General features: G+C 60.8%; 20 protein-coding genes. 15 read left to right on the top strand and 5 right to left on the bottom strand.

The window, feature by feature from the left end; translation table 11 throughout:
- Positions 1–149: 149 nt before the first annotated feature.
- The gene (gene ffh / locus ACFSDX_RS08610; RefSeq protein ID WP_382312914.1) at positions 150–1,520 is read right to left on the bottom strand and encodes a signal recognition particle protein; all 1,371 of its coding nucleotides are present in this window, start codon (positions 1,518–1,520) and stop codon (positions 150–152) included.
- A 163-nt stretch (positions 1,521–1,683) separates the two neighbouring features.
- Between ffh and ACFSDX_RS08605 the strand changes: the two genes are divergently transcribed.
- The 12 genes from ACFSDX_RS08605 to ACFSDX_RS08550 all read left to right on the top strand — a co-directional run bounded on the left by ACFSDX_RS08605 (position 1,684) and on the right by ACFSDX_RS08550 (position 18,157).
- Positions 1,684–2,997: a glycosyltransferase family 4 protein gene (locus ACFSDX_RS08605; protein WP_382312913.1), complete on the top strand. Its 1,314-nt coding sequence runs from the start codon at positions 1,684–1,686 to the stop codon at positions 2,995–2,997.
- A gap of 118 nt (positions 2,998–3,115) precedes the next feature.
- Complete coding sequence (pseB, locus tag ACFSDX_RS08600) at positions 3,116–4,135, top strand: UDP-N-acetylglucosamine 4,6-dehydratase (inverting) (protein WP_382312912.1); 1,020 nt, start codon at positions 3,116–3,118, stop codon at positions 4,133–4,135.
- Between the two features lie 169 nt (positions 4,136–4,304).
- Positions 4,305–5,249, top strand: a complete 945-nt coding sequence (gene mdh / locus ACFSDX_RS08595; protein ID WP_382312911.1) for a malate dehydrogenase — start codon at positions 4,305–4,307, stop codon at positions 5,247–5,249.
- Between the two features lie 118 nt (positions 5,250–5,367).
- Complete coding sequence (locus ACFSDX_RS08590) at positions 5,368–5,766, top strand: macro domain-containing protein (RefSeq protein ID WP_382312909.1); 399 nt, start codon at positions 5,368–5,370, stop codon at positions 5,764–5,766.
- A gap of 122 nt (positions 5,767–5,888) precedes the next feature.
- Positions 5,889–6,929 carry a glycosyltransferase family 9 protein gene (locus ACFSDX_RS08585; RefSeq protein ID WP_382312908.1) on the top strand — a complete coding sequence of 347 codons (1,041 nt, stop codon included), beginning with the start codon at positions 5,889–5,891 and terminating at the stop codon, positions 6,927–6,929.
- A 72-nt stretch (positions 6,930–7,001) separates the two neighbouring features.
- Entirely contained in the window at positions 7,002–9,632 is a 2,631-nt protein-coding gene (locus ACFSDX_RS08580; RefSeq protein WP_382312907.1) for a M1 family aminopeptidase, read from the top strand.
- A gap of 65 nt (positions 9,633–9,697) precedes the next feature.
- Positions 9,698–10,936: a M16 family metallopeptidase gene (locus ACFSDX_RS08575; RefSeq protein ID WP_382312906.1), complete on the top strand. Its 1,239-nt coding sequence runs from the start codon at positions 9,698–9,700 to the stop codon at positions 10,934–10,936.
- A 6-nt stretch (positions 10,937–10,942) separates the two neighbouring features.
- Positions 10,943–11,884, top strand: coding sequence for a YDG/SRA domain-containing protein (locus ACFSDX_RS08570; RefSeq protein ID WP_382312904.1), 942 nt, complete (start codon positions 10,943–10,945; stop codon positions 11,882–11,884).
- The gene (locus ACFSDX_RS08565; RefSeq protein ID WP_382312903.1) at positions 11,881–12,378 is read left to right on the top strand and encodes a YDG/SRA domain-containing protein; all 498 of its coding nucleotides are present in this window, start codon (positions 11,881–11,883) and stop codon (positions 12,376–12,378) included. The genes ACFSDX_RS08570 and ACFSDX_RS08565 overlap by 4 nt, the downstream gene beginning before the upstream one ends.
- The gene (locus ACFSDX_RS08560; protein ID WP_382312901.1) at positions 12,368–13,015 is read left to right on the top strand and encodes an O-methyltransferase; all 648 of its coding nucleotides are present in this window, start codon (positions 12,368–12,370) and stop codon (positions 13,013–13,015) included. Before ACFSDX_RS08565 ends, ACFSDX_RS08560 begins: the two co-directional genes overlap by 11 nt.
- 58 nt (positions 13,016–13,073) lie before the next feature.
- Positions 13,074–16,028 (top strand): TonB-dependent receptor, encoded by a 2,955-nt coding sequence (locus ACFSDX_RS08555; RefSeq protein WP_382312900.1) that lies wholly within the window; start codon positions 13,074–13,076, stop codon positions 16,026–16,028.
- A 242-nt stretch (positions 16,029–16,270) separates the two neighbouring features.
- On the top strand, positions 16,271–18,157 hold the full coding sequence (locus ACFSDX_RS08550; protein ID WP_382312899.1) for a lytic transglycosylase domain-containing protein: 1,887 nt from the start codon (positions 16,271–16,273) through the stop codon (positions 18,155–18,157).
- Positions 18,158–18,217: 60 nt separating this feature from the next.
- On the opposite strand, the gene ACFSDX_RS08545 is transcribed toward ACFSDX_RS08550, so the two are convergent.
- On the bottom strand, positions 18,218–18,652 hold the full coding sequence (locus ACFSDX_RS08545; RefSeq protein WP_382312898.1) for a hypothetical protein: 435 nt from the start codon (positions 18,650–18,652) through the stop codon (positions 18,218–18,220).
- 377 nt (positions 18,653–19,029) lie between these two features.
- Positions 19,030–20,511 carry a TlpA family protein disulfide reductase gene (locus tag ACFSDX_RS08540; protein WP_382312897.1) on the bottom strand — a complete coding sequence of 494 codons (1,482 nt, stop codon included), beginning with the start codon at positions 20,509–20,511 and terminating at the stop codon, positions 19,030–19,032.
- 183 nt (positions 20,512–20,694) lie between these two features.
- Between ACFSDX_RS08540 and panB the strand changes: the two genes are divergently transcribed.
- The 3 genes from panB (at position 20,695) to ACFSDX_RS08525 (ending at position 23,372) form a co-directional block, all read left to right on the top strand.
- Positions 20,695–21,510 (top strand): 3-methyl-2-oxobutanoate hydroxymethyltransferase, encoded by an 816-nt coding sequence (gene panB / locus ACFSDX_RS08535; protein WP_382312896.1) that lies wholly within the window; start codon positions 20,695–20,697, stop codon positions 21,508–21,510.
- Between the two features lie 157 nt (positions 21,511–21,667).
- Positions 21,668–22,378, top strand: coding sequence for an RluA family pseudouridine synthase (locus ACFSDX_RS08530; RefSeq protein ID WP_382312895.1), 711 nt, complete (start codon positions 21,668–21,670; stop codon positions 22,376–22,378).
- Positions 22,379–22,598: 220 nt separating this feature from the next.
- Complete coding sequence (locus tag ACFSDX_RS08525) at positions 22,599–23,372, top strand: acyl-CoA desaturase (RefSeq protein ID WP_382312894.1); 774 nt, start codon at positions 22,599–22,601, stop codon at positions 23,370–23,372.
- A gap of 78 nt (positions 23,373–23,450) precedes the next feature.
- Here ACFSDX_RS08525 and ACFSDX_RS08520 read toward each other — a convergent pair whose 3' ends face one another.
- Together ACFSDX_RS08520 and ACFSDX_RS08515 are read right to left on the bottom strand one after the other, a co-directional pair.
- On the bottom strand, positions 23,451–24,440 hold the full coding sequence (locus ACFSDX_RS08520; protein WP_382312893.1) for a Hint domain-containing protein: 990 nt from the start codon (positions 24,438–24,440) through the stop codon (positions 23,451–23,453).
- Positions 24,441–24,565: 125 nt separating this feature from the next.
- Positions 24,566–25,735: a pyridoxal phosphate-dependent aminotransferase gene (locus ACFSDX_RS08515; RefSeq protein WP_382312892.1), complete on the bottom strand. Its 1,170-nt coding sequence runs from the start codon at positions 25,733–25,735 to the stop codon at positions 24,566–24,568.
- Positions 25,736–25,785: the final 50 nt, after the last annotated feature.

The raw sequence follows: 25,785 nt of genomic DNA, 5'->3' as shown, positions 1-25,785 counted from the left end.
GAAAAAGAATAACAAGCCACTACCCGAAATAATGTGCTTTTTACGTGCTACTCAGGTTATCTACCTCCCTAGAAACGCAAAAACCCCAGCCCTGTTAGGGGCGGGGGTTATACTACGTTTTTTGTACGCCTAGGGTCTTAGCTAACCCATTATCGGCGGCCCATGCCGGGCATCCCGCCGCCCTTCATGCCGCCCATCATCTTGGCCATTTGGGCCATGCCGCCCTTGGTCTGGCTCATCTTGTTCATGGTGCGCATCATTTTGCGCATATCCTCAAACTGCTTCATCAGCGCATTTACCTGCTGAATATCAGTACCCGAGCCAGCCGCGAGGCGGCGCCGGCGCGAGCCGTTGATGAGGTCGGGCTGGGCACGCTCCTGCTTGGTCATGCTCTTGATGATGCTTTCCACAGGTTTGAAGGCGTCGTCGTCGATTTCCACGTCCTTCATCATCTTCGACGCGCCGGGTATCATGCCCACCAAGTCCTTCAGGTTGCCCATCTTCTTGATTTGCTCGAGTTGACCTAGGAAGTCGTTGAAGTCGAACTGGTTTTTGCGAATCTTGGCGTTGATGCGCTTAGCCTCGTCCTCGTCGAACTGCTGCTGCGCGCGCTCGACCAGCGAAATCACGTCGCCCATGCCTAGGATGCGCTGGGCCATGCGGTCGGGGTAGAAGAGGTCCAGGGCCTCCATTTTCTCGCCCGTCGAGATGAACTTGATGGGCTTCTCCACCACCGCCCGGATGCTGAGGGCCGCCCCGCCGCGGCTGTCGCCGTCAAGCTTGGTGAGCACCACACCGTCGAAATTAAGGCGGTCGTTGAAGGTTTTGGCAGTGTTTACGGCGTCCTGGCCGGTCATCGAGTCCACCACAAACAGCGTTTCGCTGGGGTTGATGGCTTTTTTGACGGCCTCGATTTCGCGCATCATCTGCTCGTCCACGGCCAGGCGGCCGGCGGTGTCCACGATGACAACTTTCTTGTTGTTCTTCTTGGCGTAGGCGATGGCGTTTTGCGAAATCTCAACCGGATTCTTATTTTCCGGCTCCGAGTACACCTCCACCCCAATCTGCTCACCTAGGACCTTGAGCTGGTCAATAGCGGCCGGCCGGTACACGTCGCAGGCTACCAGCAGCACCGTGCGGTTTTGCTTCTTAATAAAGCTGGCCAGCTTGCCGGCGAAAGTCGTTTTGCCCGAGCCTTGCAGGCCTGAGAGCAGCACCACGGCCGGGTCGCCCTTGATGGTGATATCCTGCTTTTCGCCACCCATGAGCAGGGTCAGCTCATCGTACACGATTTTGACCATGAGCTGGCCCGGCGACACCGTTGTGAGCACGTCGCGGCCCATGGCCTCTTCCCGAATCTTATCAGTCACCTCCTTGGCAACCTTATAGTTAACGTCGGCATCAACCAGCGCCCGCCGAATTTCTTTGATGGTGGCGGCCACGTTGATTTCGGAGATGGAGCCCTGCCCTTTGAGGGTCTTAATGGCTTTGTCGAGCTTGGAGGAGAGGTTATCGAACATAAGGTAGTACGGCTAGAAGCGCAGAGACTAGGTTGCTCCCGCGTTAGCGCGGGCTGGCTGCCAAAGGATAAACCCGAAAGCGCACGTTTGAATTTCCAAAGTTACAACCAGCGCGGCTGTAGCCTAGGCGTAGTTTTGCGTCCTGAATCTACTACTTATTTCTGTGTCTACCCCGCCGCTCCGCCTGCTAGTGCTCACCTATTACTGGCCGCCCTCGGGCGGGGCCGGCGTGCAGCGCTGCCTGAAATGGGTCAAATACCTGCCCGAACTGGGCGTGGAGCCCACGGTAATCACCGTGGACCCCGACCAGGCCAGCTACCCCGTGCGCGACGAAAGCCTGCTGCACGAAGTGCCGCCCGGCGTGCGCGTCATTCGCACGGCCACCCTAGAGCCGTTTGAGTCGTACCAAAAGCTAACGGGCCGGGCGGTGCCGCACGGCGGCTTCGCCAACGAGGGCAAGCCCAGTGCCATGCAGCAGGCCATGCGCTTCGTGCGGGGCAATTTCTTTTTGCCCGACCCGCGCCGGGGCTGGAACCGCTACGCGCTGGCGGCCGTGGAAAAACTGCTGGCGGCGGGCGAAAAATTCGACGCCGTGCTCACCTCATCGCCGCCGCACTCCACCCAACTCATTGGCCTAGAGCTGCAAAAGCGCCACGGCCTGCGCTGGCTGGCCGACCTGCGCGACCCCTGGACCGACATTTACTACACCAAGGACCTGCACCGCACGCCGCCCGCCGCCTGGCTCGATGCCCGCTACGAGCGCCAGGTTTTGACAAAAGCCGATGCCGTGCTCGTGACCAGCCCCGAGACGGAGCGCCTGTTTCGCCGCAAGCTGCCCGACCTAGGCAAGGGCAAAATCGTGGTGCTGCCCAACGGCTACGACGAGCCCGATTTTCAGCAGCCTTCGGCCCCGCCCACCGACTGCCTACGCCTCACGCACACCGGCACTATTTCGGCGCGCTACCGCATTGATAACCTGCTCCGAGCCATTGCCGAAGTGCAGCGGCGCTACCCGCAGGTGCCGTGGCAGCTGCGCTTCGTGGGGCAGGTCGATGCGGGCGTGCGTGAGCAAGTCGCGGCAGCCGGCCTAGGTGATGCTACCGAGTTTCTGCCCTTCGTGCCGCACCAGCAATCAGTAGCTTACCTCATGACCAGCAGCGTGTTGCTCATGGCCATCCCCGACGTGGCCCTGAACCGGGGTATTCTACCGGGCAAAGTTTTTGAATACCTGGCGGCCTGCAAACCGGTGCTCTGCGTAGGCCCAGCCGGCTCCGACGCCGATAACGTACTGCGCGAAGCCGGCGCCGGCCAGGCCCTCCCCTACGACGACTACGAGCTGATGCTAAGCACCCTAGGGCAGCTGGCCCAACAGTGGCAGCGCAGCCCCGACCTCGACCTACGCACGGCTAGGCCGGCGCGCTATTCGCGGCGCGGGCAGGCGGCGCAATTGGCCGAGCTGGTGCGGGCGCTGACGTAGGGTGCGGGGCTTGCCCCCGCCCGTGCGTTTAGGCCGCCATGCACGGTACCAAGCAGCACCGGGCGGGGGCAAGCCCCGCACCCTACGTATTTTTGTGGTTTCCTCTTAGAATTTTTCAATGGCCCTCGACCTCAACGGCAAGTCGCTGCTCATTACGGGCGGCACCGGCTCCTTCGGCAAGCAGTTTGTACGCACAGTTTTCAAGGAATTTCCGCAGGTGCGGCGGGTTATCGTGTTCTCGCGCGATGAGCTGAAGCAGTATGAGATGAGCCAGGAGTTTCCGCACAGCCAGTACCCGGCCATCCGGTTTTTTATCGGTGACGTGCGCGATGCCCAGCGCCTGCAACGGGCCTGCGAGGGCGTGGACATCATCGTGCACGCCGCCGCCCTCAAGCAAGTGCCGGCCGCCGAGTACAACCCGATGGAGTGCATCAAAACCAACATCTTCGGGGCCGAAAACGTGATAAACGCGGCCTTCGACTGCGGCGTGAAAGACGTAGTGGCGCTCAGCACTGACAAAGCCGCTGCGCCCATCAACCTCTACGGCGCCACTAAGCTGTGCTCGGATAAGCTCTTCGTAGCCGCCAATAATATGAAAGGCGCCCGCGACTTGCGCCTCTCGGTGGTGCGTTACGGCAACGTAATTGGCTCGCGGGGCTCCGTAGTGCCGTTCTTTTTGCAGCAGCGGCACACGGGCGTGCTGCCCATCACGCACCCCGACATGACGCGCTTCAACATCTCGCTCGAGGAAGGCGTGGACCTCGTGCTGTATGCGCTGGAGCACGCCTGGGGCGGCGAGATTTTCGTGCCCAAAATCCCCTCGTACAAAATCACGGAGGTGGCCCGCGCCATCGGCCCCGACTGCGAGCAGAAGATTGTGGGCATCCGCCCCGGCGAGAAGCTGCACGAGGAAATGATAACCCAGACCGACGCCCTGAGCACAGTAGAACTTTCTCGTTACTACGTCATTGTGCCCGCCATGCCACCGTGGGATGTCGAAAAATTCATCACGCACTTCCACGGCCAGCGCGTGCCGGAAAACTTCCATTACGACTCGGCCAACAACAGCGAATGGCTGTCGGCCGAGCAAATCCGGGATGAAATTCGGCTGCATGTCGATGCCAGCTTTGCAGGATAAACAGCTGTGGCATAAGCCTTAGCTTGGGCAGCGGGGGGCCGGGCCACCCTACCTACCCCCGAGCAAAGGCTTATGCCATAATTGTGCTAGCCAGCGGCTGGGTTTCGGGTGTACTTTTACCGCGCCAGCACGTGCTGGCGATGTTGTTTCCCACCCTCACCGTTACCCCATGAAAGTTACCGTAGTTGGGGCTGGCAATGTGGGCGCTACCTGCGCCGATGTGCTCGCTACCCGTGAAATTGCCAACGAAGTAGTGCTGGTTGATATCAAGGAAGGCATTGCCGAAGGCAAAGCTCTCGATATCTGGCAGAAAGCACCCATTATCGGCTACGACTCGCGCACCGTGGGCGTAACGAACGACTACGCCCGCACCGCCGGTTCGGAGGTAGTCGTCATCACGTCGGGCCTGCCCCGCAAGCCCGGCATGAGCCGCGATGACCTTATCGCAACCAACGCCGGCATCGTGAAATCGGTAACCGAGCAGGTGGTAGCCCACTCGCCCAACGCCATTATCATCGTCGTGAGCAACCCGCTCGACGTGATGACCTATCAGGCGCACCTCACCGCCAAGCTGCCCCGCGAAAAGGTATTCGGCATGGCTGGCATCCTGGACACGGCCCGCTACCGCGCCTTTTTGGCCGAGGCCCTGAACGTGAGTCCCAAAGACATTCAGGCCGTACTCATGGGCGGCCACGGCGACACCATGGTGCCGCTGCCGCGCTACACCACTGTGGGCGGCATTCCCGTCACCGAGCTCATCGGCAAAGCCGAGCTTGATGCCATCGTGCAGCGCACCGCCGTGGGCGGCGGCGAGCTCGTGAAGCTCATGGGCACCAGCGCTTGGTACGCCCCCGGCGCGGCCGCCGCTCAAATGGTGGAGGCCATCGTGCGTGACCAGCGCCGCGTGTTCCCCGTGTGCTTGGAGCTGCAAGGCGAGTACGGCATCAACGGCGTGTACCTAGGCGCCCCGGTTATCCTGGGCAAAAACGGCGTGGAGCGCGTAATTGAACTCCAGCTCAACGACGAAGAAAAAGCCATGCTCGAAACCTCGCGCGGCCACGTGAAAGAGGTAATGGACGCGCTCGATAAACTGAGCGCTACCCCGGCCGCTTAGTAAACCGGCATCCAACATATCAAAAGCAAATGGGCCGTTCTACCGCTGGGTAGAGCGGCCCATTTGCTTTTGGCAAGCTGATACGGTACGTGTTACCTTGCTTCCCTAACCCTATTTCATGCACTTAAATCTAGTTGATACCAACTCAGAAGTAATTGACGCCTGGCACCACCTATTCGCCGACGTTCCACAAGTCACTGTGAGCCACGGCTCCATTTTTGACCACCCGGCCGATGCGCTCGTGAGCCCCGCCAACAGCTTCGCCGCGCCCACCATGCGCACCCCCATGACTATCACGCGGGGACCTAATGTGTACCAGGCCATGAAAGCTATTTTAGTGCTGCTACGCTATGGCAAAATGACTACTGGCGAGCTAATTAGTGACAAAATTCAGCGCGTAGCCATTCCGGGGCTGGGCACGGGCATCGGGCAGGTGCGGCCGCTGGTGTGTGCCCGCCAGATGCGCCTGGCCTGGGAAGACGTGATGCACGAAAAATTTGCCACCGAAACCGGCTGAGAGCAAATGTGCGCCAACTACGCCTATTTCTACACGCACAACCTGTCCGATATAAAATACGACATCAAATAGCTCGAGCAAACGGCATTTTTAGAGGTCTTAGCTACCTTTGAAGCCTGCCCATGCCTGCTTCCCTTCCCGCTACGCTGCTCATCCAAACCGCCTTTATCGGCGATGTAATATTGGCCACGGCGCTGGTCGAATACCTGGCCCGGCACGAGCCCCGCGCCCCGCTCGACGTATTGGTGCGGCGCGGCAATGAGAGCTTGCTGGCCGGTAACCCACACATCCGGCACATCCTCATCTGGGATAAAAAGACTCAGAAATACCCCAATCTACTGCGCCTGCTGCGCCAAATCCGGCGGGCGGAGTACGGCCGGGTCGTGACGTTACAGCGCTTTGCTAGCACCGGGTTTCTCACTGCATTTTCGGGGGCACCCGAGCGCGTAGGCTTCGCTGAAAACCCGTTCAGCCGCTTTTTTACCCGGCGCGTGCCGCACGTTATCGGCGATGGCACCCACGAGGTACAGCGCAACCTAAGGCTGCTGCTGGAGGCTGAGCCACGCAGCAGCGCCCTGGAGTTGAGGCCCGTACTCTACCCCACCCCGGCCGACGAAGCGGCCGCCGCGCCCTACGTAGCCGTCGGCGACTACGTTTGCCTGGCGCCTACCTCCGTGTGGTTTACAAAGCAATATCCCGAAGAGAAATGGCTGGAGTTGCTGGCCGCCCTGCCGCCCGCGCTGCCCGTGTACCTGCTCGGCGGGCCACCCGATACGGCCGCCTGCGAGCGGCTGACGCAGGCCGCTGGCCGGCTGGGGCTGGTCAACCTGTCGGGCAAATTATCGCTGCTGGCGTCGGCGGCACTCATGCGCAGGGCGGTGGTAAACTACGTCAACGACTCTGCGCCCATGCACTTATGCTCGGCAGTGGATGCGCCAATATGCGCCATTTTTTGCTCTACGGTACTGGCGTTTGGGTTTGGGCCGCTCAGCACGTTTTCGCGCGTGGTGGAGCACCCAGGGCCGCTGGCCTGCCGGCCGTGCGGGCTACACGGGCACGCCCGCTGCCCCCTAGGGCACTTCCGCTGCGCCCGCGAAATCGAAACAGCGCAGCTGCTGGCAGTGCTGGCTGAGGCGCAGGCGCGGCGGCCGCCCGCCCGGTAAGTACCGCTTTTAAGTTTAGGCAGCACGGGCTGCGGCGGCGACTTATTTTTGGCAGTTACCTCGCTTTTGCTAATGACTTTTCGCTTTCGTACTACTGGCCTAGCGGGCGGCTTACTACTGCTCGCCGCGGGCTGCCAACGCCACGCCGTGCCCACCGTTACTACTCCTACTCTGCCCGTCGAAACCGGCGTCTCGCAAGCGCTGGCCGAGGCACGCAAGCAGCTGCTTAGTAAGGTAATGTATGGGCTGACCTTTACCATCCCGAGCCAAAAAACGCAGGCCATTGCTGGGGAAGAAGCTATTTTTTTCGAGCTGCGCGATAATCGTCAGCCGCTACAGCTGGATTTTAAGGCCTCCGCCGACCACTTGCACGCGGTGTACGTCAACGGCCGAACGGTACCCATTGACTACCGCAACGAGCACTTAGTGCTACCCACCAGCGCCCTGCGCGTGGGCCATAACGAGGTGACAATCCGCTTCACGGCCGGCGACCAGTCGCTCAATCGCAACGACGACTACCTCTACACGCTGCTCGTGCCCGACCGCGCCCGCACGGTGTTTCCGGTCTTCGACCAACCCGATTTGAAGGCGACGTTTACCCTAAGGCTAACAGTGCCCAAGGACTGGCGGGCGGTTGCTAATGGTGCAATCACTGACTCGGTCTTGCTGGACGATGGCCTGAAATTAGATAGGCGCGTGTACGACTTCGCACCTTCCGATTCCATCAGCACCTACCTGTTTTCGTTTGCGGCGGGCAAGTTCACGCACTTGCGCCAGGTAGTGGGCGGGCGGCCCATGAATTTCTATCATCGTGAAACGGACTCGACCAAAATTCGGCTCAGCGTACCGGCTATTTTCCGGCTGCACGGCGAGGCGCTGAGCTTTTTAGAAAACTACACGGGCCTACCCTACCCCTTCCAAAAGTTTGATTTCACGTCCATCCCCGACTTTCAGTATGGTGGCATGGAACACGTGGGCAACATTGATTATAAGGCCGCCAGCCTTTTCCTGGACGATGGCGCGACCAAGGACCAACTGGTGGCCCGCCAGAACCTCATTGGCCACGAAACGGCCCACATGTGGTTTGGCGACCTCGTGACCATGCGCTGGTTCAACGACGTGTGGATGAAGGAGGTATTCGCCAATTTCATGGCCGACAAGATGAGCGCCAGCGCCCAAAGCGACGACCAGCTCCTCAAGTTCCTCACCGACCACTACCCCGCCGCCTACGCCGTTGACCGCACCCCGGGGGCCAACGCCATCCGGCAGCCGCTGGCCAATTTGCAGGATGCGGGCTCGCTCTATGGCAACATCATCTACCACAAGGCGCCCATCATGATGCGGCAGTTGGAGGGGCTGATGGGCGAGGAAAACTTCCGGGCCGGCGTGCGCGAATACCTCAAAAAGTACGCCTACGGCAACGCCACCTGGCCCGACCTCATCGCCATTCTGGACACCCACACGCCCGCCGACCTCGCCGCCTGGAACCAAGTGTGGGTGAACGAGCCCGGCCGGCCCGTATTCAGCTACGAGGTGCAAGGCGAGGACGGCAAAATTAAGCAACTACTTATCCATCAACATGCTGAAGATGGCTCGGCCCGCATCTGGCCGCAGCGCTTCGACGTGGCGCTGGTCTCGCCTACGGGCCAGTTGCTCCAAACCGGCGACGTGAGCTCCGACCAAGCCACCGTGGCGGTGCCCTGGGCCGTGGGCCAGCCCCTGCCCGCGGTGGCCATGCTCAACTACCACGGCCTGGGCTACGGCGTGTTTCCGGTATCAAGCAACCTGACTAGCCGCCTAGGTGCGCTCACCGACAAGGGCTTGCTGCACGACCAGCCCAGCGTGCGGGCGGCGCTCTATATTACGCTCTATGAGAATATGCTCAACGACCGTAGCGGCGGCGCGCGGCGCGAGCTGCTGGACACCTATCAGCAGCAAGTATCGCATGAAACCAACGAACTTAACATCAAGCTCCTAACCAATCAGCTAAGCGATATTTTCTGGAAATTCATCCCCGCGAGCACCCGCGCCGGCCGCGCCTTGCCCCTCGAAGATGCCCTGTGGCAGGCCATGCTGGCCCAACGCTCGGCAGGCGCGCAAAAGCTGTATTTCCGGGCCTACCAAGGCATCGCCCTGAGCGTGGCGGCCCAGGCGCGGCTCTACAAAATCTGGCAGACCCAGCAGCCCCCGGCCCAGGTCAAGCTGACCGAAGATGACTACACCAGCCTGGCCCTAGCGCTGGCCGTGCGCGACTACCCCGCTTCGCAACCTATTCTGCCTGAGCAGCTAGCGCGCATCAAAAACGTGGACCGCCGCCAGCGGCTGGAGTTTATGATGCCCGCGCTCTCGCCCAACGTAGCCGTGCGCGACCAGTTTTTTGCCTCGCTTAAAGACGAGAAAAACCGCGAAAAAGAAGCCTGGGTCACGGCCGCCCTCGGCTACCTACACCACCCGCTGCGCCAAGCTACGTCGGAGAAATACCTACCGGCTAGCCTCGATTTGCTCCAGGAAATTCAACTTACCGGCGACATCTTTTTCCCGGCGGCCTGGCTGCAAGGCACCCTAGGCAGCTACCAGTCGGCCACGGCGGCGCGCACGGTGCAGGCGTTTTTGGCGGCGCACCCAGCTAGCAGCTACAATCCGCAGCTGCGTATGAAGCTGCTGCAAGCGGCGGATGACTTATTCAGGGCGCAGAAAATGTAGGCTGGACTCTGCGAGTCCAGCCTACAGGCCCGAACTTTGCGGCTTTATTTTGCTTATAGGTAGTAATGCTAGACTACGAAATCCACGAATACCCGAACGGTATTCGCCTGCTGCACAAACAGGTATTACATACTAAAATCGCGCACTGCGGCTTTTTGCTCGACATCGGCTCGCGCGATGAGCAGGACCACCAGCAGGGCCTGGCGCACTTTTGGGAGCACATGGCCTTCAAAGGCACCCACAAGCGCAAGTCGTTTCACATCCTGAATCGCCTCGAAACCGTGGGCGGCGAGCTCAACGCTTATACCACGAAGGAGAAAATCTGTTTCTACGCTACGCTGCTGAGCACGCACTTCGAGCGGGCGTTTGAACTGCTTACCGACCTCACGTTCAACTCGGTATTCCCCGGCCGCGAGCTGGAGAAGGAGCGGGGCGTGATTCTGGAAGAAATGAGCATGTACCAGGATGCACCCGAAGACGCCATTATCGACGACTTCGATACCGTCGTGTTCGGGACGCACCCGCTGGGCATCAACATCCTGGGCACTCGCGAAAGCGTGAGTAGCTTCCAAAGCGAGGACTTTCATACCTTTTACAACGAGAATGTGCGGACTGACCGGCTGATTTTCAGCTCGGTTAGCAACTTGCCGTTCAAGGAAGTGAAGCGCCTGGCCGACAAATTTTTGGCCCCGCTGCCGGCCCGCCTGGGCGAGCGCCCGCGCCTGCCTTTTGGGCAGTACGAGCGGCAAACGCAGGTCGAGTCGCGGCCCATCACGCAAGCGCACTGCCTGCTGGGCGGCCCGGCCTACGCCATTACCGACCCACGGCGCATCCCGTTTTTCATGCTCAACAACATCCTGGGCGGGCCGGGCATGAATTCGCGCCTCAACCTGGCGGTGCGCGAAAAATACGGCCTGGTGTACACCATCGACAGCAGTTACACGGCCTACACCGACACGGGACTGTTTGGCATTTACTTCGGCACCGAGGGCAAACAGCTGACCCGCACCCTCGGGCTGGTGCAAAAGGAGCTGAAGCTACTGCGCGAAAAGGAGTTGACTGTGAGCCAGCTGCACGTGGCCAAAAACCAGCTCATGGGCCAGCTGGCCATGAGCGAGGAAAGCAATTCGGGCCTGATGCAGCTGCTCGGTAAGAGCACCCTCGACCTGGGCCGCGTGGAGCCGCTGAGCGAGATTTTCGGCCGCATCGAAGCTATTACGGCCCACGAGCTGCGTGAAATAGCTAATGAAATGTTGACCGAGGACAACTTAAGCCTGCTGCAATACGTGCCGGAGGGTAAATAGTGGAGTATGGCTAAGTCGTCGCCGCCTCACTTTGGCCCGGTGCCGGGCATCGCACCGGGCCACGAGTTTGGCAACCGCCTAGAGCTGTGGGGCGCCGGTGTGCATCGCCAAACGCAGGCCGGCATCAGCGCCCGGCAGGGCGAGGGCGCCGAAAGCATCGTGCTCTCGGGCGGCTATGAGGATGACGAGGACCTAGGGGCCGTCATCATCTACACCGGCCGGGGCGGGCGCAGCGCTGAAACCACCCAGCAGGTAGCCGACCAAACCCTGACCGGGGCCAACCGCGAGCTGGCCCGCAACATCGTGCTTGGCCTGCCCGTACGCGTGACCCGCAAGGTGACGGAGGCCGGCCGCACGTTTTACCGCTATGCGGGCCTCTACCGCATCGCCAGTCACTGGGCCGAAACTGGCAAATCGGGCCACCGGGTATGGCGCTTCCGGCTGGAAGCCCTGCCGGAGCAGCCTGAAACCCTCGAAACCTCGGCGACTACTGCAGCAGCGGATATTCAGCCCATGTTGTTTTCGACGGACAGCGAAGCTCAGGAACCGGCGGCAGCCTACGGACCCGCGCCGCGCCGCGAGACTACCACGCTGCGCCTGGTGCGCGACACGGCCGTGACGCGCCAGGTAAAAGCGCTGCACGGCTACCAGTGCCAGGTGTGTGGCATCCGACTCAATAGTGCGGCCGGCCCCTACGCCGAGGCGGCGCACATCCGGCCGCTGGGCGCCCCGCATCATGGGCCCGATGTACTGAACAACGTGCTGTGCCTGTGCCCCAATCACCACGTTTTATTTGACCTAGGCAGCTTTGGCGTGGCGGAAGGCGGGGCACTATTGGGCTTGCCGGGGCAGCTCAGACTGCACAAAAAGCACTTGGTTAGGACCGAGTTTCTGGCGTACCACCGGGCGCATTTTTACGAGCCGCAGGCCGACGAAAACGCGTTGTGAGCAAGCTGATTCCGCCCTTTGGCCACGTCGGCACCGCCCAGCCGGGCGACTTGTTTCATTCGCGCCTCGAACTCTCGCTGCTAGGCCAGCACCGGCCGCGCCGGGCGGGCGTGTGCGCCACGGCAGCCCTAGGTGCCGAAAGCATCATTCTGGCTGACCAGTACGAGGACGACGAGATTCACGACGCCTACTTCTGGTACGCGGGCCACGGCGGGCGCGACGCCGAAACCGGCCGCCAGGTAGCCAACCAAGCGCTAACGCCCCGCAACCGCGCTTTGCTGCGTAGCCAGGAAACCGGGCGGCCGGTGCGCGTATTTCGGCGCATTGCGCCGGGCGGCGACTGGCAGTTTCGCTACGAGGGGCTGTGGCGGGTGGTGGCGCACACGTATGGGCCGGGCCGGTCGGGATTTCAGGTGTACCGCTTTCGGTTGGAGCCTATTATTCAAGCTATTAGCGAACAGCTGATAGCTACTAGCTTTTCTTATGACAACTGACGACCAAATACTAGCCTACGCTAACGACCATTCCGAGCCCGAGCCGCCGCTGCTCTACCAGCTCTGGCGCGAAACCCACTTGCAACTCTTGATGCCGCGCATGGCCACCGGCCACTGGCAAGGCCGCCTGTTGAGCATGCTTTCGCACCTCATGCGGCCGCGGCGGGTGCTCGAAATTGGCACCTTCACGGGTTACGCTACGCTGTGCCTGGCCGAGGGACTAGCCGAGGGCGGGCACGTGCACACCATCGAAATCAACCCCGAGCGCGAAAGCCGCATCCGGCGCTACGTGGCCCAGGCGGGGCTGGCGGCGGCCGTCACGCTGCACATCGGCAACGCAAGCGATGTTTTGGGCGGGTTGGTCGGCGAAGTATGGGACTTGGTCTTTATTGACGCGGATAAGATTAACAATGGCCGGTATTTTGATTTGGTAATCGAACAGGTGAGGCCGGGTGGGCTATTGATTGTGGACAATGTACTTTGGGGCGGCAAGGCCCTGCCTGACTACGTGCTGAAAGCCAATGACCACGATACGCGGGCCGTCCGCGCCTTCAATGACCAGGTGCAGCGCGACCCCCGCGTGGTACCACTACTACTGCCCGTGCGCGACGGCCTGCTGCTGCTGCGCCGCTGCTAAACCCGTCCAACCTTTTGCCCGCGGCCACGTCCTTGGCGCCCGTTATTCCCTTTACTCTATGCGATTTTTACTCTTAGTGGGTGCAGCCTGGCTGCTGGCTTTTTCGGCGCAGGCCCAGAGCGCGGTGCGCGGCAAAGTTCTGGATGCCAAGGACCAGAGCCCGCTAATCGGGGCCAACGTGGTGCTCACGCACCTGCCCGACTCGCTCAAAACCGGCACGGCCGTGGGCGGCGATGGCTCGTTTCAGCTCGATAACGTGGCGGCGGGGCGCTACCTGCTCACGGTCTCGTTTATTGGCTACCGCGACCAGCGCCAGCCCCTGACCATACCGGCCGACGGGCAGCCCGTGGCCCTAGGTACCCTGGCGCTGCAAACCGGCGGCACGGTGCTCAAAACGGTGGAGGTGACCGGCCAGGTGGTGCAGGTGCAGCGCGGCGACACCACCAGCATCAACGCCAAAGCCTTCAAAACCAACCCCGATGCTACGGCCGGCGACCTCATCAATAAGATGCCGGGTATTCAGACGGATGCCTCGGGCAAAACCCAGGCCCAGGGCGAGGCCGTGCAGCAAATACTGGTCGATGGCAAGCCGTTTTTCGGCACCGACCCCGACGCGGTGCTCAAAAACCTGCCCGCCGAGTCCATCGACCGGGTCGAGATTTTTGACCAGATGAGCGAGCAGAGCCGCTTTTCGGGCTTCAACGACGGCAACACCCAGAAGACGCTCAACATCATCACCAAGCCGGCCTTCCGCAACGGGCAGTTTGGGCGGGCCGTGGGGGGCTACGGGCCCGGCGCCCTCGGCGACAACGGCCCCTCGCGCTACCGGGGTAGCCTGAACCTCAACGACTTTCACGGCGACCGGCGCACGACGGTGCTGGCCCAGAGCAATAATATAAACGAGCAAAATTTTAGCTCCGACGACCTCCTAGGGGTGATTGGCAACTCGGCCCAGGGCAGCGCCGGCGGCCGGGGCGGCGGGGGCGGCGGGGGTGGCAATAATGCATCCGGCAACTTCCTGGTGAGCCAAAACGGCGGCATCAGCACCACGCACGCGGCGGGCCTCAACTACTCGAACCTGTGGAACAAGAAAACGGAGCTGACGGGCAGCTACTTCTTTAACCGCTCGAACAACCAGCTCAACAGCAGCACGCTACGCCAGTACGTGCTGCCGGGCCGCGAGAACACGAGCTACAGCGCCGTTTCGCAGTCGGGCAGCATCAACTACAACCACCGGGCAAATTTTCGCATCGACCACAAGATTGACTCGGCAACTTCGCTCCTGTTCCGACCCCGACTTTCATGGCAGCAAAACGACGCCAACCGGCTCTCGGATGGCCTCACGGCCAGCAACGGCGTCACGCAGAGCGACATAAACAGCCGCTATCTGTCGAATAACCGGGGTATTAACCCCGGCGGCGACCTGCTGCTGCGCCGCCGCCTGCGCGGCCGGCCGGGACGCACGCTGTCGCTCAACCTGACGGGGGCTTATAATAGCCGCAACGGCACCTCGATACTGAATACCGTGAGCGCGGCGGGCACCACCAGCACCAACCTCAACCAGCAGTCGCTGCTGACCCAGAACAGCGGCAACATCGGCGGCAACCTAGCCTACACCCAGCCGGTGGGCCAGCACGCGCAACTCCAGGCCAACTACTCGCTCAACTACGCGCCTAATAACTCAGACAAGCGCACCTTTAACTTCGACGCCGGCGACCAGCAGTACTCGCGGCTGGACACGGCCTTGAGCAACGTATTTAATAACTATTACCTGACTCAGGGCGGCGGCCTTAGCTACCGCTACAACGTGCGCAAGGTGCAGGCCTCGGTGGGCGCCACGGGGCAGGTAGCCCAGCTGCGCGGCGACCAAACGTTTCCGACGCCCGGACCGGTCAACTACACCTTCTGGAACGTGCTGCCCCAGGCCATGCTGATGTGGCGGCCCGACCGCGAGCACAACCTGCGCCTCTTCTACCGCACTAGCACCAATGCGCCGAGCATCAACCAGTTGCAGGCCGTAGTGAACAACTCTAATCCATTGCAGCTCACCATCGGCAACCCGGCTCTGCGCCAAGAATACAATCACTCGCTGGTGGGGCGCTACTCGGTGAGCAAGGCCGAGAAGTCGAGCAATTTCTTCGTGTTGCTCTCGGGCTCCTACACCCAAAACCCCATCTCGAACCGCACCCTGGTGGCGGCCCGCGACACCACCGTGACGCCCACCGGCACCGACCAGCGCGTGACCCTGCCGGCCGGCGCCCAGCTCACGCAGTCAACCAACCTGCAACAGCAGTACTCGGTACGCACCAATCTCAACTACGGCCGGCCGCTGCCCGTCATCAAGAGCAACCTTAACCTGAGCGCGGGCGCCAGCTTTTCGCAAAACCCCGGCATCGTGAACCAGGGCCTCAACTACGCCCGCACGCCTTCGCTCACGGCCGGCGTGGTGCTGAGCAGCAACATCAGCGAGCGGCTGGACTTCACGCTGTCCTCGACCTCGGCCCAAAACTACGTGCGCAACACCCTTAGCCAGCAGCTGAACACCAACTATTTCAGCCAAATATCTCGCCTGCGGCTGAGCTGGATAGTGGGGCCAGGCATCTCGTTCCAGACCGACGTAGCCCACCAGGTATACACCGGCCTCAGCAGCAGCTACAACCAGAGCTACCTGCTCTGGAATGCCTCGCTGGGTAAGAAGCTGTTTGCGGGCCAGCGCGGTGAAATCAAGCTCTACGCCTTCGATATTATGAAGCAGAACCGGGCCATCCAGCGCAACGTGACGGAAGCTTACTACGAAGACGTGCAAAGCACCGTGCTCCAGCGCTACCTGATGCTGATGTTCACCTACAACATTCGCTCGGCCAACATGACGGCCCTGCCCACCGCGCCCGAAAGCCGCGGCGAGCGGCGCGGCCGCGGGGGCTTCGATGGCCCGCCCGGTGGTGGGGCTCCTGGTGGCGGCGGGCCCCCACCGGGTGGCGGTGGCGGCTTTGGCGGCCCGCCCGGCGGCTAACGCTGGCTGGCCGCCAAAGCCCTACCTAGGCCGCTAACGTGCGCAGCAAACCCGGTAACTACCAGATGAGCAAACCCTAAAAAGGAAGCGTCCCTGCGCTTCCTTTTTTTGCGTATAGTGAGGCTCTCTTTTTTGATTTCCAGTTCTTACCTGAGCTCCCTATTTCTACCGCTTCCCAATTCCGTGTCTTTTACTGTAACTTGCCGCTTCCTGCGAGGGGAAACACTGGCTGGCTTACCGTTATGAAGAAACTGCTTCCGGCATTGCTGCTGGGGCTGGCGAGCCGCGCTACGGTGGCGGCCGCCCTGCCCAGCACGACCCCGCCCACCGTGCCCACGGCCATCGACGCCCTAGGGCTGCACCTGCGGCTCGACTATGAGGCCCGGCAGCTGGTACAAGCCAAGGTCAACAGTCTCTGCCGCCACCAAGCCTCGCTGGAAGCCCGCATTGCCCTGGCCGAGTCGGCGTTTCCGCTCATCGACCAGGTGCTGGCCGAGGAAGGCGTACCGGCCGATTTTCGGTACCTGGCTTTGCAGGAGAGCGCCTTGCAGGGCAACGCCGAAAGCAACCACGGCGCCGTGGGCTACTGGCAGTTTAAGCGCGAAACCGCCCTCGACTACGGCCTTACCGTAGACCGCCAAGTAGACGAGCGCCGCCACCTCACGGCCAGTACCCGCGCCGCCGCCCGCTACCTCACGCGCAGCAACGCCTCCCTCCACAATTGGGTCAATACCCTGCTCAGCTACAACCTAGGGCTGGGTGGCGTGCAGCCCTACACCCGCCCCGCCGATGCCGATGCCTCGCAGATGACTATCACGGCCAGCAGCAGCATCTACATCCTCGATTTTCTGGCGCAGAAGGTAGTGTTCGAGCCGGCTTGCGCGCAGCACGCGGTACCTTTCACCCCTTGGCGTGAAGTACCCGCCGCCCCCGGCCTGAGCTTGGCCCAGCAAGCCGCCTCTTTCTCGGTTGACCCCGCCACCGTGGCCCGCCTCAACCCGTGGCTCTTGGCCTCGGCCGTGCCCCAGAATGGCCGCACCTACACCTTGCTGGTACCCCTGGCGGGGGCAGCGCCGCTCGCGGCTAGCCCGGTGCCGCGCCGGCCAGCAGCGGCGCCAGTAGCCGTTGCCTCAATAGCCACTTCCTTTTTGGATATAAATGGCTTGCGGGCACTAACGGCCCAGCCCGGCGATACGCCCGCCAGCCTGGCCGCACGGGGTGGCGCCAGCACGGGCTTCTTCATGAAAGTAAACGAACTGAGCCGCAACGAGCTGCTGATTCCGGGTGCGCCCTACTTCTTCGAGCGCAAGCGCGAGGCAGCGGAGCAGGAGTACCACATCGTGCGTCCCGGTCAGAGCCTTACCGCCATTGCCCAGCACTTTGGGGTGTTGCGCCACGCGCTCATGGCCTACAACCACCTGCACCCCGGTGAGGCCGTGCAGCCGGGCCTCGTGCTGTGGCTCAGCCACGTGCGCCCCCGCAACGTAGCCGCCGAATACCGGACCGTGCCCGGTAGCCGCCCAGTAGTGGCTCAGCGCGTCCCCGCACCCACTCCAGCGCCCGTGCCGCCAGCAGACGAAGACGATGGCGCCGAGGAGCTAGCCACCATCAACGAGCTGCCGACCGAGGTGCCAGGTGCTCCCGTACTGACTTTGCCCACCGCGCACACGACGCAGGTGCCGGTAGCTATGCCCACAAGCCGCCCCATCGTGGTGGCCCCAGTAGTGGTGCGGCAGCCACCTAGGCGCCCAGTGGCGCCCGTGGCTTCGGCGGCCCCTGCTCCTACCCCGGTAAACAGTTCAACAGCTTTGGGCACCTACACCGTGGCGCCTCACGAAACGCTGTATGCCCTGGCCCGCCGCGCGGGCGTGCGGCCCGCCGAGCTCGCGGCCTGGAACAACCTTGCCCCCAGCGCTGCGCTGCAGGTAGGGCAGGTTATTCGGCTCAGCGCCCCCGCCCAGCCCCAGTACCTGGCGCCCCGCATTACTACGCACATTGTGGCTTCTGGCGACACGTTTTTTAGCATCTCACGCCGCTACGGGTGCACCGTTGCCGAGCTGCAGGCTAGCAATGGTAAGGCCGAGCCCACGCTACGTCTGGGAGAAGCAATCCGGGTGCCCACGCACTAGCCTTCTATTCTGCGTACCTGGTACCTAGGGTCGGGTACGCGGCATTGCGCCAAGCAAAAGCTAAACGTTGGCTGTATCGCGCGCCTGCTGCTCCAGCAGCCACGTGCGGGCGGCGGGCTCATTGCGAAAGAAGGCCGGGTGGAACCCCACGGCACTAGCCCGGGGTAGCATGGTGCCGACAACTAGCTCATCCACGTGCGGCTGGTGTTGCGCTGCTATCCAACACGCTACGTATACGGGCCCACCCAGGCGCTGCGTGGCCAAGGGCGCAAACGTGTCGCCGAGCCAGTTCGTAAACGTGGCCGCCGGCCAGATTTGCATGCGCATGTCGAGCTGCCAGAAGCGGCAACGCCCTTGCAACTCGGCCTCGTTCAGCAGGTGGTAGTACGAGTCGATAAGATTCGCCGTTAGCAGAGGCCGGGCCCAGGTGGCCCGCAGAATGCCCGAAGTGGGCTCCGCGGTAACCGTAAGATTGTCATTAGAATACTTGAGCACAGAAACAGAACGTAGCGCCGCTGCTAAATTGGTACGTGTCAAACTAAACGCGAAAACCAACTGGCTTATTTTCTTCCTTCTAGCGACCAGCTTTCGACGTCAGCGAAAATCGGTATACGGCAAAAGCCCGTGTCAGTGCTACTGATGCAAGCTTTATAGCACAAATTTCTTATTAATTTAGATTATAATAACCCCAAGCGACAGCCTAGCCCTAATGGGCCGTTCCGCGGTGGCTCATCCAGTCATTACGAAAACCAAAGCCCCCATGGGGCGGCCCTCTGCGAAAGTAGGGTCGCTCTGTGGGGGCTTTACTCGTGTACTGCGCGCTTTTCTAGCATTGGGCCACCCCGCTGGGGCTGCTCCACTACTTTAGTTTATTATAATCTACTCAGCGTCACGGCGCGGTAAGCAGCGCCCCGGCCCACGGCGGCCTTTAAGTCATCTTGCAACGCCCGGCTGCTGAGGCGCTTAGGGTGCGGGTCCAGAATAGTACCGTCCTCTGCCAAAATCACGGCAGTGGGCAGCTTCCCCAGTCCGTAGGCTTGCCGCACGGCGGCCTGGCGGGCCAGTGGCACGTAGGCGTGCAGCCCCGGCGTGGCCGGACTAACCTGCATCACCGTTCTCTGCCAAGTATCCAGTTGCTCATCTAGGGCCACTGTGACCACCACAACTGGCTGCCCCTTCAGCGCTTCGGTCACTTCTTTGAGGAAAGGCAACTCGTGCTGGCTGGCCGGAAAGCGCGTGTCCCAAAACATCAGGTAAACCAGCTTGCCCCGGTAGTCATTCAGCCGGAGCGAATCGCCGGTAGCCGTAACCAGCGGTATCTGCGGCGCCCGGCTGCCAATGGCCAGCGCGGCGTTGGCGACCTGGGCAGCGCGCAACTGCTCTAGCCAGCGGCGGGGCGCCTGGCCCGTGGCCTCGTAGTCAGAAAGCAATGCTTTAGCGTGGGCGATGTGGCCAAAACGGAAGGTTTCGAGCAACACCCGGCCTAGCACTACGGGCCGCATGGGCCCGTGCAGTAATTTGGCCGCTACCTGGTAGCAGGCCGGGTAATAGTCGGGGTCGGTGGGCTGGTGGCCCGTGCTTTGCGCCTGATGGTGCACGTAATTCAGCAAAAACTCCTGATAGTGCTGGCTGCTGGCAATTTTCTCATTACCCGGCACTACCGAGTTATCACGCAAAAAGTCGTAGTACGAGGGCGAAACCACCAGACGCTGCTGGTCGCCCGCCGTCTGTTCGCGCAAGTTCACGTAAGTCAGGCGGTCGTTGGCGTAGGCGTAGTTGATTTCAGCCAGCGCGTATGCTTCAAAAGTGGGCGTGAGCGCGCCATGCCGGTTAGACTGCTTAAATAGCGTCAGCTCGTGGCTGCGCCGGTAGTCCAGAAATGCCAGAAACGCTTTTTCCAGCAGGTTAATGTTGTCGGGCAGTACCTGGTAAGCTTCGTTATCAGTATACTTGCTTTCAACCTCCCGCAGGTAGTTGTTGGCATTAGCCGCCTTCTTGTCGGGGTTGCCGGCAGCCGGACTAAAGCGGCGCGAAGCAGCTACGTTGTCGGCGTTGAAGTTGACGGCAAGGGCTTGGCCGGGTTCTAGGAACAATGGGGCCTCCTCGCCTTCGTAAGTAAGCTGCACCAGCGTTGGGCTGGTGATGGGCAGATGCACCTGAAAATTACCTTGCGCATTGGGGTGCGCCCGCACTACCTGCTCGCGGGTGTCGAAGGGTTGCGCCGTCCAACTGATGCTGATGGTACTGCCAATATCATTGTCTACGTGCCCGCTTAGCTCGGCTCCCGCCTGGGCCCAGCCCAGGCGAGTCAGCAGCAGCAAAGCTCCCACTAAAACATTTTTTTGGTAATTCATACGCCCAAATATACCCAAGAGTAACTTAAATAGCATTTTACCTTCATACGGCTGGACTGCGCCACGGTTAGGACAGCCAATGCGTTTCTGCTGTTCCAGCCTGCTTTTGGCCTTATTCCAAAAATTGTTGCCAGCTTTGCGCTCCTTTCCAACCAGCACCTCCTCCCATAGTTTTCCCCTCGCATGTCGCAGCACAAAGAAATTAAGCTAGTTACCACCCACCAGATGCTAGCTATGAAGCAGCGGGGCGAAAAAATTTCGATGCTGACGGCCTACGACTACTCGATGGCCCAGATACTGGACGGCGCGGGCGTGGACGTGCTGCTAGTCGGCGACTCGGCCTCCAACGTGATGGCGGGCCACGAAACGACCCTACCCATCACGCTCGACCAGATGATATACCACGCCCAAAGCGTGGTGCGCGGCGTGAAACGGGCGTTTGTGGTGGTAGACATGCCCTTCGGCTCGTACCAGGGCAACAGCAGCGAGGCGCTGCGCTCGGCCATTCGCATCATGAAGGAGAGCGGCGCCCACGGCCTCAAGCTGGAGGGCGGCGCCGAGATTAAGGAAAGCATCACTCGCATCCTCACGGCGGGTATTCCCGTCATGGGCCACCTAGGGCTTACGCCCCAAAGCATCTACAAGTTTGGCACTTACAGCGTGCGCGCCAAGGAAGACGCCGAAGCCGAAAAGCTGGTGGAAGACGCGCACCTCCTGCAGGAAATTGGCTGCTTCGGCCTAGTACTGGAAAAAATACCGGCCGCCCTGGCCAAGCGCGTGGCCGCCGAGCTCACCATTCCGGTTATCGGCATTGGGGCCGGCCCCGACGTGGATGGCCAGGTGCTGGTGGTGCACGATGTGCTGGGCATTACCAAGGAGTTTAAGCCGCGCTTTTTACGCCGTTACGCCGAGCTGCATGATGTGATGACCAACGCCATCCGACACTACGTGGCCGACGTAAAAAGCCGCGATTTCCCGACCCAGGAGGAGGGATATTAGCGGCCGGTCTTATCTTCGCCAATGGTAGGCCACCCGGCACGGCATAACGATGAAATGACCGAACGGTAGCACGCAGTGCCCGTCCGGTGCTGGCCCCCGCTCTCCCCCTGGTATCAGATTACTCCGCGGCCCCGCTTGGTGCCGCGCTCTCTACTGCGTGAACCGCCCCAATCTCTGGTCCGAACAGAAAGAAATTCTGTTTGAAGACAACCACTTGCTCGTTATCAATAAGCCCGCCGGCATCTTGGTGCAGGGCGACGAAACCGGCGACGAGCCGCTCTCTAAAAAGGCCGAAGAGTACTTGAAATTCAAGTACAAAAAGCCGGGCGCCGCCTTCGTGGGCGTGTGCCACCGCATCGACCGGCCGGTGTCGGGCATCGTGGTGCTGGCCAAAACCAGCAAAGCGCTGAGCCGCCTCAACGAGATGTTTCGGGACGGCCAGATGAAGAAAACTTACTGGGCGCTCACTGGCAAGCCGCCCGTGCCCGAGCAGGGCACGCTGGTGCACTGGCTGGTGAAAGACCCCATCCGCAATGTCACCAAGGCGTATACCGAGCGCCACACCCAGGGCCAGCGCTCCGAGCTAAGCTACGAACTCCTAGGTCCTGCCGCCAACCGCTACCTGCTGCAAGTGAACCCCGTAACGGGCCGACCGCACCAGATTCGGGTACAGCTTTCGACTGGCCTGGGGCTGCCCATCGTGGGCGACGTGAAGTACGGTTTCCTCAACCCCCTGCCCGACGTGAGCATTGCCCTGCACGCCCGGCAGCTCGAATTGCAACACCCGGTGACCAAAGAGGCTTTGAAACTGGTGGCGCCCCTCCCCGATGCTCCGCATTGGGATGCGTCGCGGGCTTTTTACAATTAACAATTATCAATGAGCAATTATCAGAGCAAAGACCCGCTGTCTGGATAGCCAATAATTGCTCATTATTCATTGATAATTGTAATTGTGTAACATTATGGCATTGTGTCTTTCCGGGGCCATTTGGGCTACCTAGGGGCCGTAATTTTGTAGCGCTGATGAACTAAGCCCCGGGCGAATAGCTTCTGCGGGCGGCATTGCCTCACGCTTACAACCTTACTGAATGGCCATTCTGGTTTTCTTTGTAGCTCACTACTACTTGTCGCTGTTTACGCAAACGTTTTACCTGCACCGCTATGCGGCGCACAAGATGTTTACGATGAACAAGTTCTGGGAGAAGTTCTTCTTCCTGTTCACCTATATCTGCCAGGGTAGCTCGTTTTTGTCGCCGCGGGCCTATGCGCTGTTGCACCGCATGCACCACGCCTACTCTGACACGGAGCTGGACCCGCACTCGCCGCACTTCTCGAACAATGCCTTCGATATGATGTGGAAGACCAAAAACATCTACAACGACGTAGTGAATGACCGCAACGAGCTGGCCACCCGCTTCGAAGGCGACATTCCGGAGTGGAAAGCGCTCGAAAACTTTGGTGGCACCGTGTACTCGCGCCTGGGCTGGGGCACGGCCTACGTGCTGTTTTACATTGGCTTCGCCACGGCGTGGTGGCAATATCTGCTGCTGCCCATCCACTTCCTGATGGGCCCGATTCACGGCGCCATTGTGAACTGGGGCGGTCACAAGTACGGCTACCAGAACTTCGACAACCACGACAAGTCTAAAAATACGCTAGCGCTGGACTTCCTGGCCTTCGGCGAGCTGTTCCAGAACAACCACCACAAGCTGCCGATGCGCGTGAACTTCGGTGTGAAGTGGTGGGAGTTTGACCCCACCTACGTGGCTATCTGGACCCTGGATAAAGCCCGCATCATCAAGATTAAGCGCAAGAACGTGCAGCCCAAGCAGCGCGTCAACAAGATGGCGAAAGCTGCCTAGGTACTGGTTAACAAGTAAAAAGAAAGGGTGCCCTCCACGCGGAGGGCACCCTTTCTTTTGGGCCGTATTGCAGCAGGTTTATTTCTGCAACACCAGCACGCCGTTCAGCATAAAGGAGTTGCCGCTGGCCACTAGGTTGTACACGGGCTGCTCGCCGCCCGCGTACTCGTGCGTGCGCACCACCGTGTAGGGCTCATAGGCCTGCGCGTTGGCGTTGAAGCAGAGTAGTTGCTCGCCTATTTCGATTTCGCCGGCGGGCTTAGGGCCGACTTGGGTTTGCATGGGGTGGTTGGGCGTGGCTTCCAGCACCTGGCTCGTGAGGTGGGCGTGGGTGGCGGTGCGGCCCACCTGCTCGCGCACCGCAATGACCTCGAGCCGCGTGAGGGCATAGTTTTTAGCGGCGTGCGCCACGAGTTCCTGCACCTCGGCGGCGGCCGGCTGCTGGGTCACTGCGTCCAGGGTCACGATGTGGTCACCAGGCCGGATATCGCGCAGCTGCTTGTGGCCGCCCCCGGCCAACGCTACCAGTTGGTGGCCCGGAAAGCAGATGTCGCTGCCGTAGTGGCCGGCCTCGGCGTGCAGGTCCTTGCCCTGGTTGAGGTTCTTGTACTGCTGAAAGCTCATCTCCTTCGACAGCACGTAGGAGAGCTTCAGCACGAAGTTTTTCTCCTCCTTATCGATGGCGTGGATGTCCTCGAAGTACTTTTCCCACACCTTGCCATCGGCCGTAAAATCGGGTAGCAGCGCCTGGTAGCGCTTACCTTTTTCGTTGGTATAGAACACCATAGTGCCGATTTCCTGCATGCCGGTTTTGGCCACCAGCTTGTAGAGGTCAATGCGCTTTTTCAGTCCGTCGTCGCCGGTGATGAAGTAGGGCTTGCGCGCTTCGTAACGGTCCAGAATGTAGGCATTCTCAAACTTAACGTAACTCTCGGTATCTAAATCTTTGATTTGGAACCCCTTGGCTTTCTGATACTCATCGAGCGTGAGCGGGCGCGGATTGGTTTGGGCCAGCGCGGCACCGCTACCTAGGAGGAAAAGGCCCGCGGCGAGGAAAGAATTGCGCATAGAAGAAAGTGAAATGTAGAAGTATTGTCATACTGAGCGAAGCATCTCTACCGCGCAGTTAGGTATTCTGAATTGCGCAATAGAGATGCTTCGCTCAGTATGACCTGATTTGCAATAATTATTACCTACGACACCTGCGTAAACGCCTCAGCAAAGGCCTGCATCTCGTCCATGCGCCCGATGCTGACGCGGCACCAGTGCTGGTTGTTGAATTCCCAGTTGCGGATGCTGACGCCGCGCTTACCCATTTCCTCCACGAAGCGCTTGCCATCCATCTTGAGCGGAAACATCACGAAGTTGGCCGAGGACGGAATGTACTCGTAGCCCTCACGCTTGAGCACATCGTAGAGGAATTGCTTGGAAGCCAGCGTTTTCTTCAGCACGTCCTGCGTAAAGGCCTGGTCCTGGTAGCTCACCACGGCCGCCCGAATGGCGGGCGCCGAAATGCTCATCGGGCCCACCGCGTACTGGCTCAGCGTTTTTATCATCTCGGGCTGGGCCACGAGGTAGCCCACGCGCAGGCCGGCAAAGCCGTAGAGCTTGGAGAAGGTGCGCGCCACCAGCACGTTCTGGCCCTGCTTCACGGCCTCCAGCAGCGACGAGTCCCTAGGGTCGGGTAGGTAGTCGATGTAGGCTTCATCGACAAAAACGGGCGTTTTCTTCGATACCCGCGCCGCAAAAGCCTTCAGCTTGGCCGTGTCGAGCACGGTGCCCGTGGGGTTGTTGGGGTTACAGATGTAGACCAGTGCGGTGCGACTGTCCAGCTTTTTCTCCATCGCATCGAGGTCCAGCTTGTAGTCGGCCGTGAGGGGCACGGCCACAATGGGCGCCTTGAATTTCTCGGCTTTGCGCGGCAGGTCGGCATACGACGGGTCGCCGGTGATGATGGCGCCCCGCTGCCCAAAGTGCACAGCGGCGGCCAGCAGCATGGGACTCGAGCCCGCGTCGAGCATGATATTCTCGGGCTTTAGGCCTTCGTAATCAGCTATTTTCTGAATCAGGTCCCGCGCCTGCATTGGGTACTGGTAACAGCTCGTCAGCGACTCGGTGATGGCTTGCTTGGCCTGCTCCGAGGGGCCAAACGGGTTTTCATTGGCCGAGAGGCGGGCCCGCAGCTGCACCGGGGCGGCGCGCAGCGCTTCCTCGTCGCTAAGGGCGTTGGCCAGACCTAGGGGCGCCGCGGGGACCAGGGGCGCAATGGGCCGCGCCTGGAGGCCCGTGGGCAATAAGGACACGCTGCCAGCCAGCAGCGCGCCGGACTTTAGCCAGCTACGACGGTTCATGATGGATGCCATGGGAGTAGGGGTTAGGTGCAAATGATACAAGTAGAAATAGATACCTAGGG

The organism is Hymenobacter bucti, assembly GCF_042681145.1.
GTDB classification, from domain to species: domain Bacteria; phylum Bacteroidota; class Bacteroidia; order Cytophagales; family Hymenobacteraceae; genus Hymenobacter; species Hymenobacter bucti.
Note: the sequence above shows the minus strand (reverse complement) of the source record. Positions and strands in the feature narration are given on the sequence as shown.

What these genes read in the sequence shown, in the direction of transcription:
- ffh (WP_382312914.1), bottom strand. Translation starts at nt 1,520, where the DNA reads ATGTTCGATAACCTCTCCTCCAAGCTCGACAAAGCCATTAAGACCCTC.
- pseB (WP_382312912.1), top strand. Translation starts at nt 3,116, where the DNA reads ATGGCCCTCGACCTCAACGGCAAGTCGCTGCTCATTACGGGCGGCACC.
- mdh (WP_382312911.1), top strand. Translation starts at nt 4,305, where the DNA reads ATGAAAGTTACCGTAGTTGGGGCTGGCAATGTGGGCGCTACCTGCGCC.
- ACFSDX_RS08590 (WP_382312909.1), top strand. Translation starts at nt 5,368, where the DNA reads ATGCACTTAAATCTAGTTGATACCAACTCAGAAGTAATTGACGCCTGG.
- ACFSDX_RS08585 (WP_382312908.1), top strand. Translation starts at nt 5,889, where the DNA reads ATGCCTGCTTCCCTTCCCGCTACGCTGCTCATCCAAACCGCCTTTATC.
- ACFSDX_RS08580 (WP_382312907.1), top strand. Translation starts at nt 7,002, where the DNA reads ATGACTTTTCGCTTTCGTACTACTGGCCTAGCGGGCGGCTTACTACTG.
- ACFSDX_RS08575 (WP_382312906.1), top strand. Translation starts at nt 9,698, where the DNA reads ATGCTAGACTACGAAATCCACGAATACCCGAACGGTATTCGCCTGCTG.
- ACFSDX_RS08570 (WP_382312904.1), top strand. Translation starts at nt 10,943, where the DNA reads ATGGCTAAGTCGTCGCCGCCTCACTTTGGCCCGGTGCCGGGCATCGCA.
- ACFSDX_RS08560 (WP_382312901.1), top strand. Translation starts at nt 12,368, where the DNA reads ATGACAACTGACGACCAAATACTAGCCTACGCTAACGACCATTCCGAG.
- ACFSDX_RS08555 (WP_382312900.1), top strand. Translation starts at nt 13,074, where the DNA reads ATGCGATTTTTACTCTTAGTGGGTGCAGCCTGGCTGCTGGCTTTTTCG.
- ACFSDX_RS08550 (WP_382312899.1), top strand. Translation starts at nt 16,271, where the DNA reads ATGAAGAAACTGCTTCCGGCATTGCTGCTGGGGCTGGCGAGCCGCGCT.
- ACFSDX_RS08540 (WP_382312897.1), bottom strand. Translation starts at nt 20,511, where the DNA reads ATGAATTACCAAAAAAATGTTTTAGTGGGAGCTTTGCTGCTGCTGACT.
- panB (WP_382312896.1), top strand. Translation starts at nt 20,695, where the DNA reads ATGTCGCAGCACAAAGAAATTAAGCTAGTTACCACCCACCAGATGCTA.
- ACFSDX_RS08525 (WP_382312894.1), top strand. Translation starts at nt 22,599, where the DNA reads ATGGCCATTCTGGTTTTCTTTGTAGCTCACTACTACTTGTCGCTGTTT.
- ACFSDX_RS08520 (WP_382312893.1), bottom strand. Translation starts at nt 24,440, where the DNA reads ATGCGCAATTCTTTCCTCGCCGCGGGCCTTTTCCTCCTAGGTAGCGGT.
- ACFSDX_RS08515 (WP_382312892.1), bottom strand. Translation starts at nt 25,735, where the DNA reads ATGGCATCCATCATGAACCGTCGTAGCTGGCTAAAGTCCGGCGCGCTG.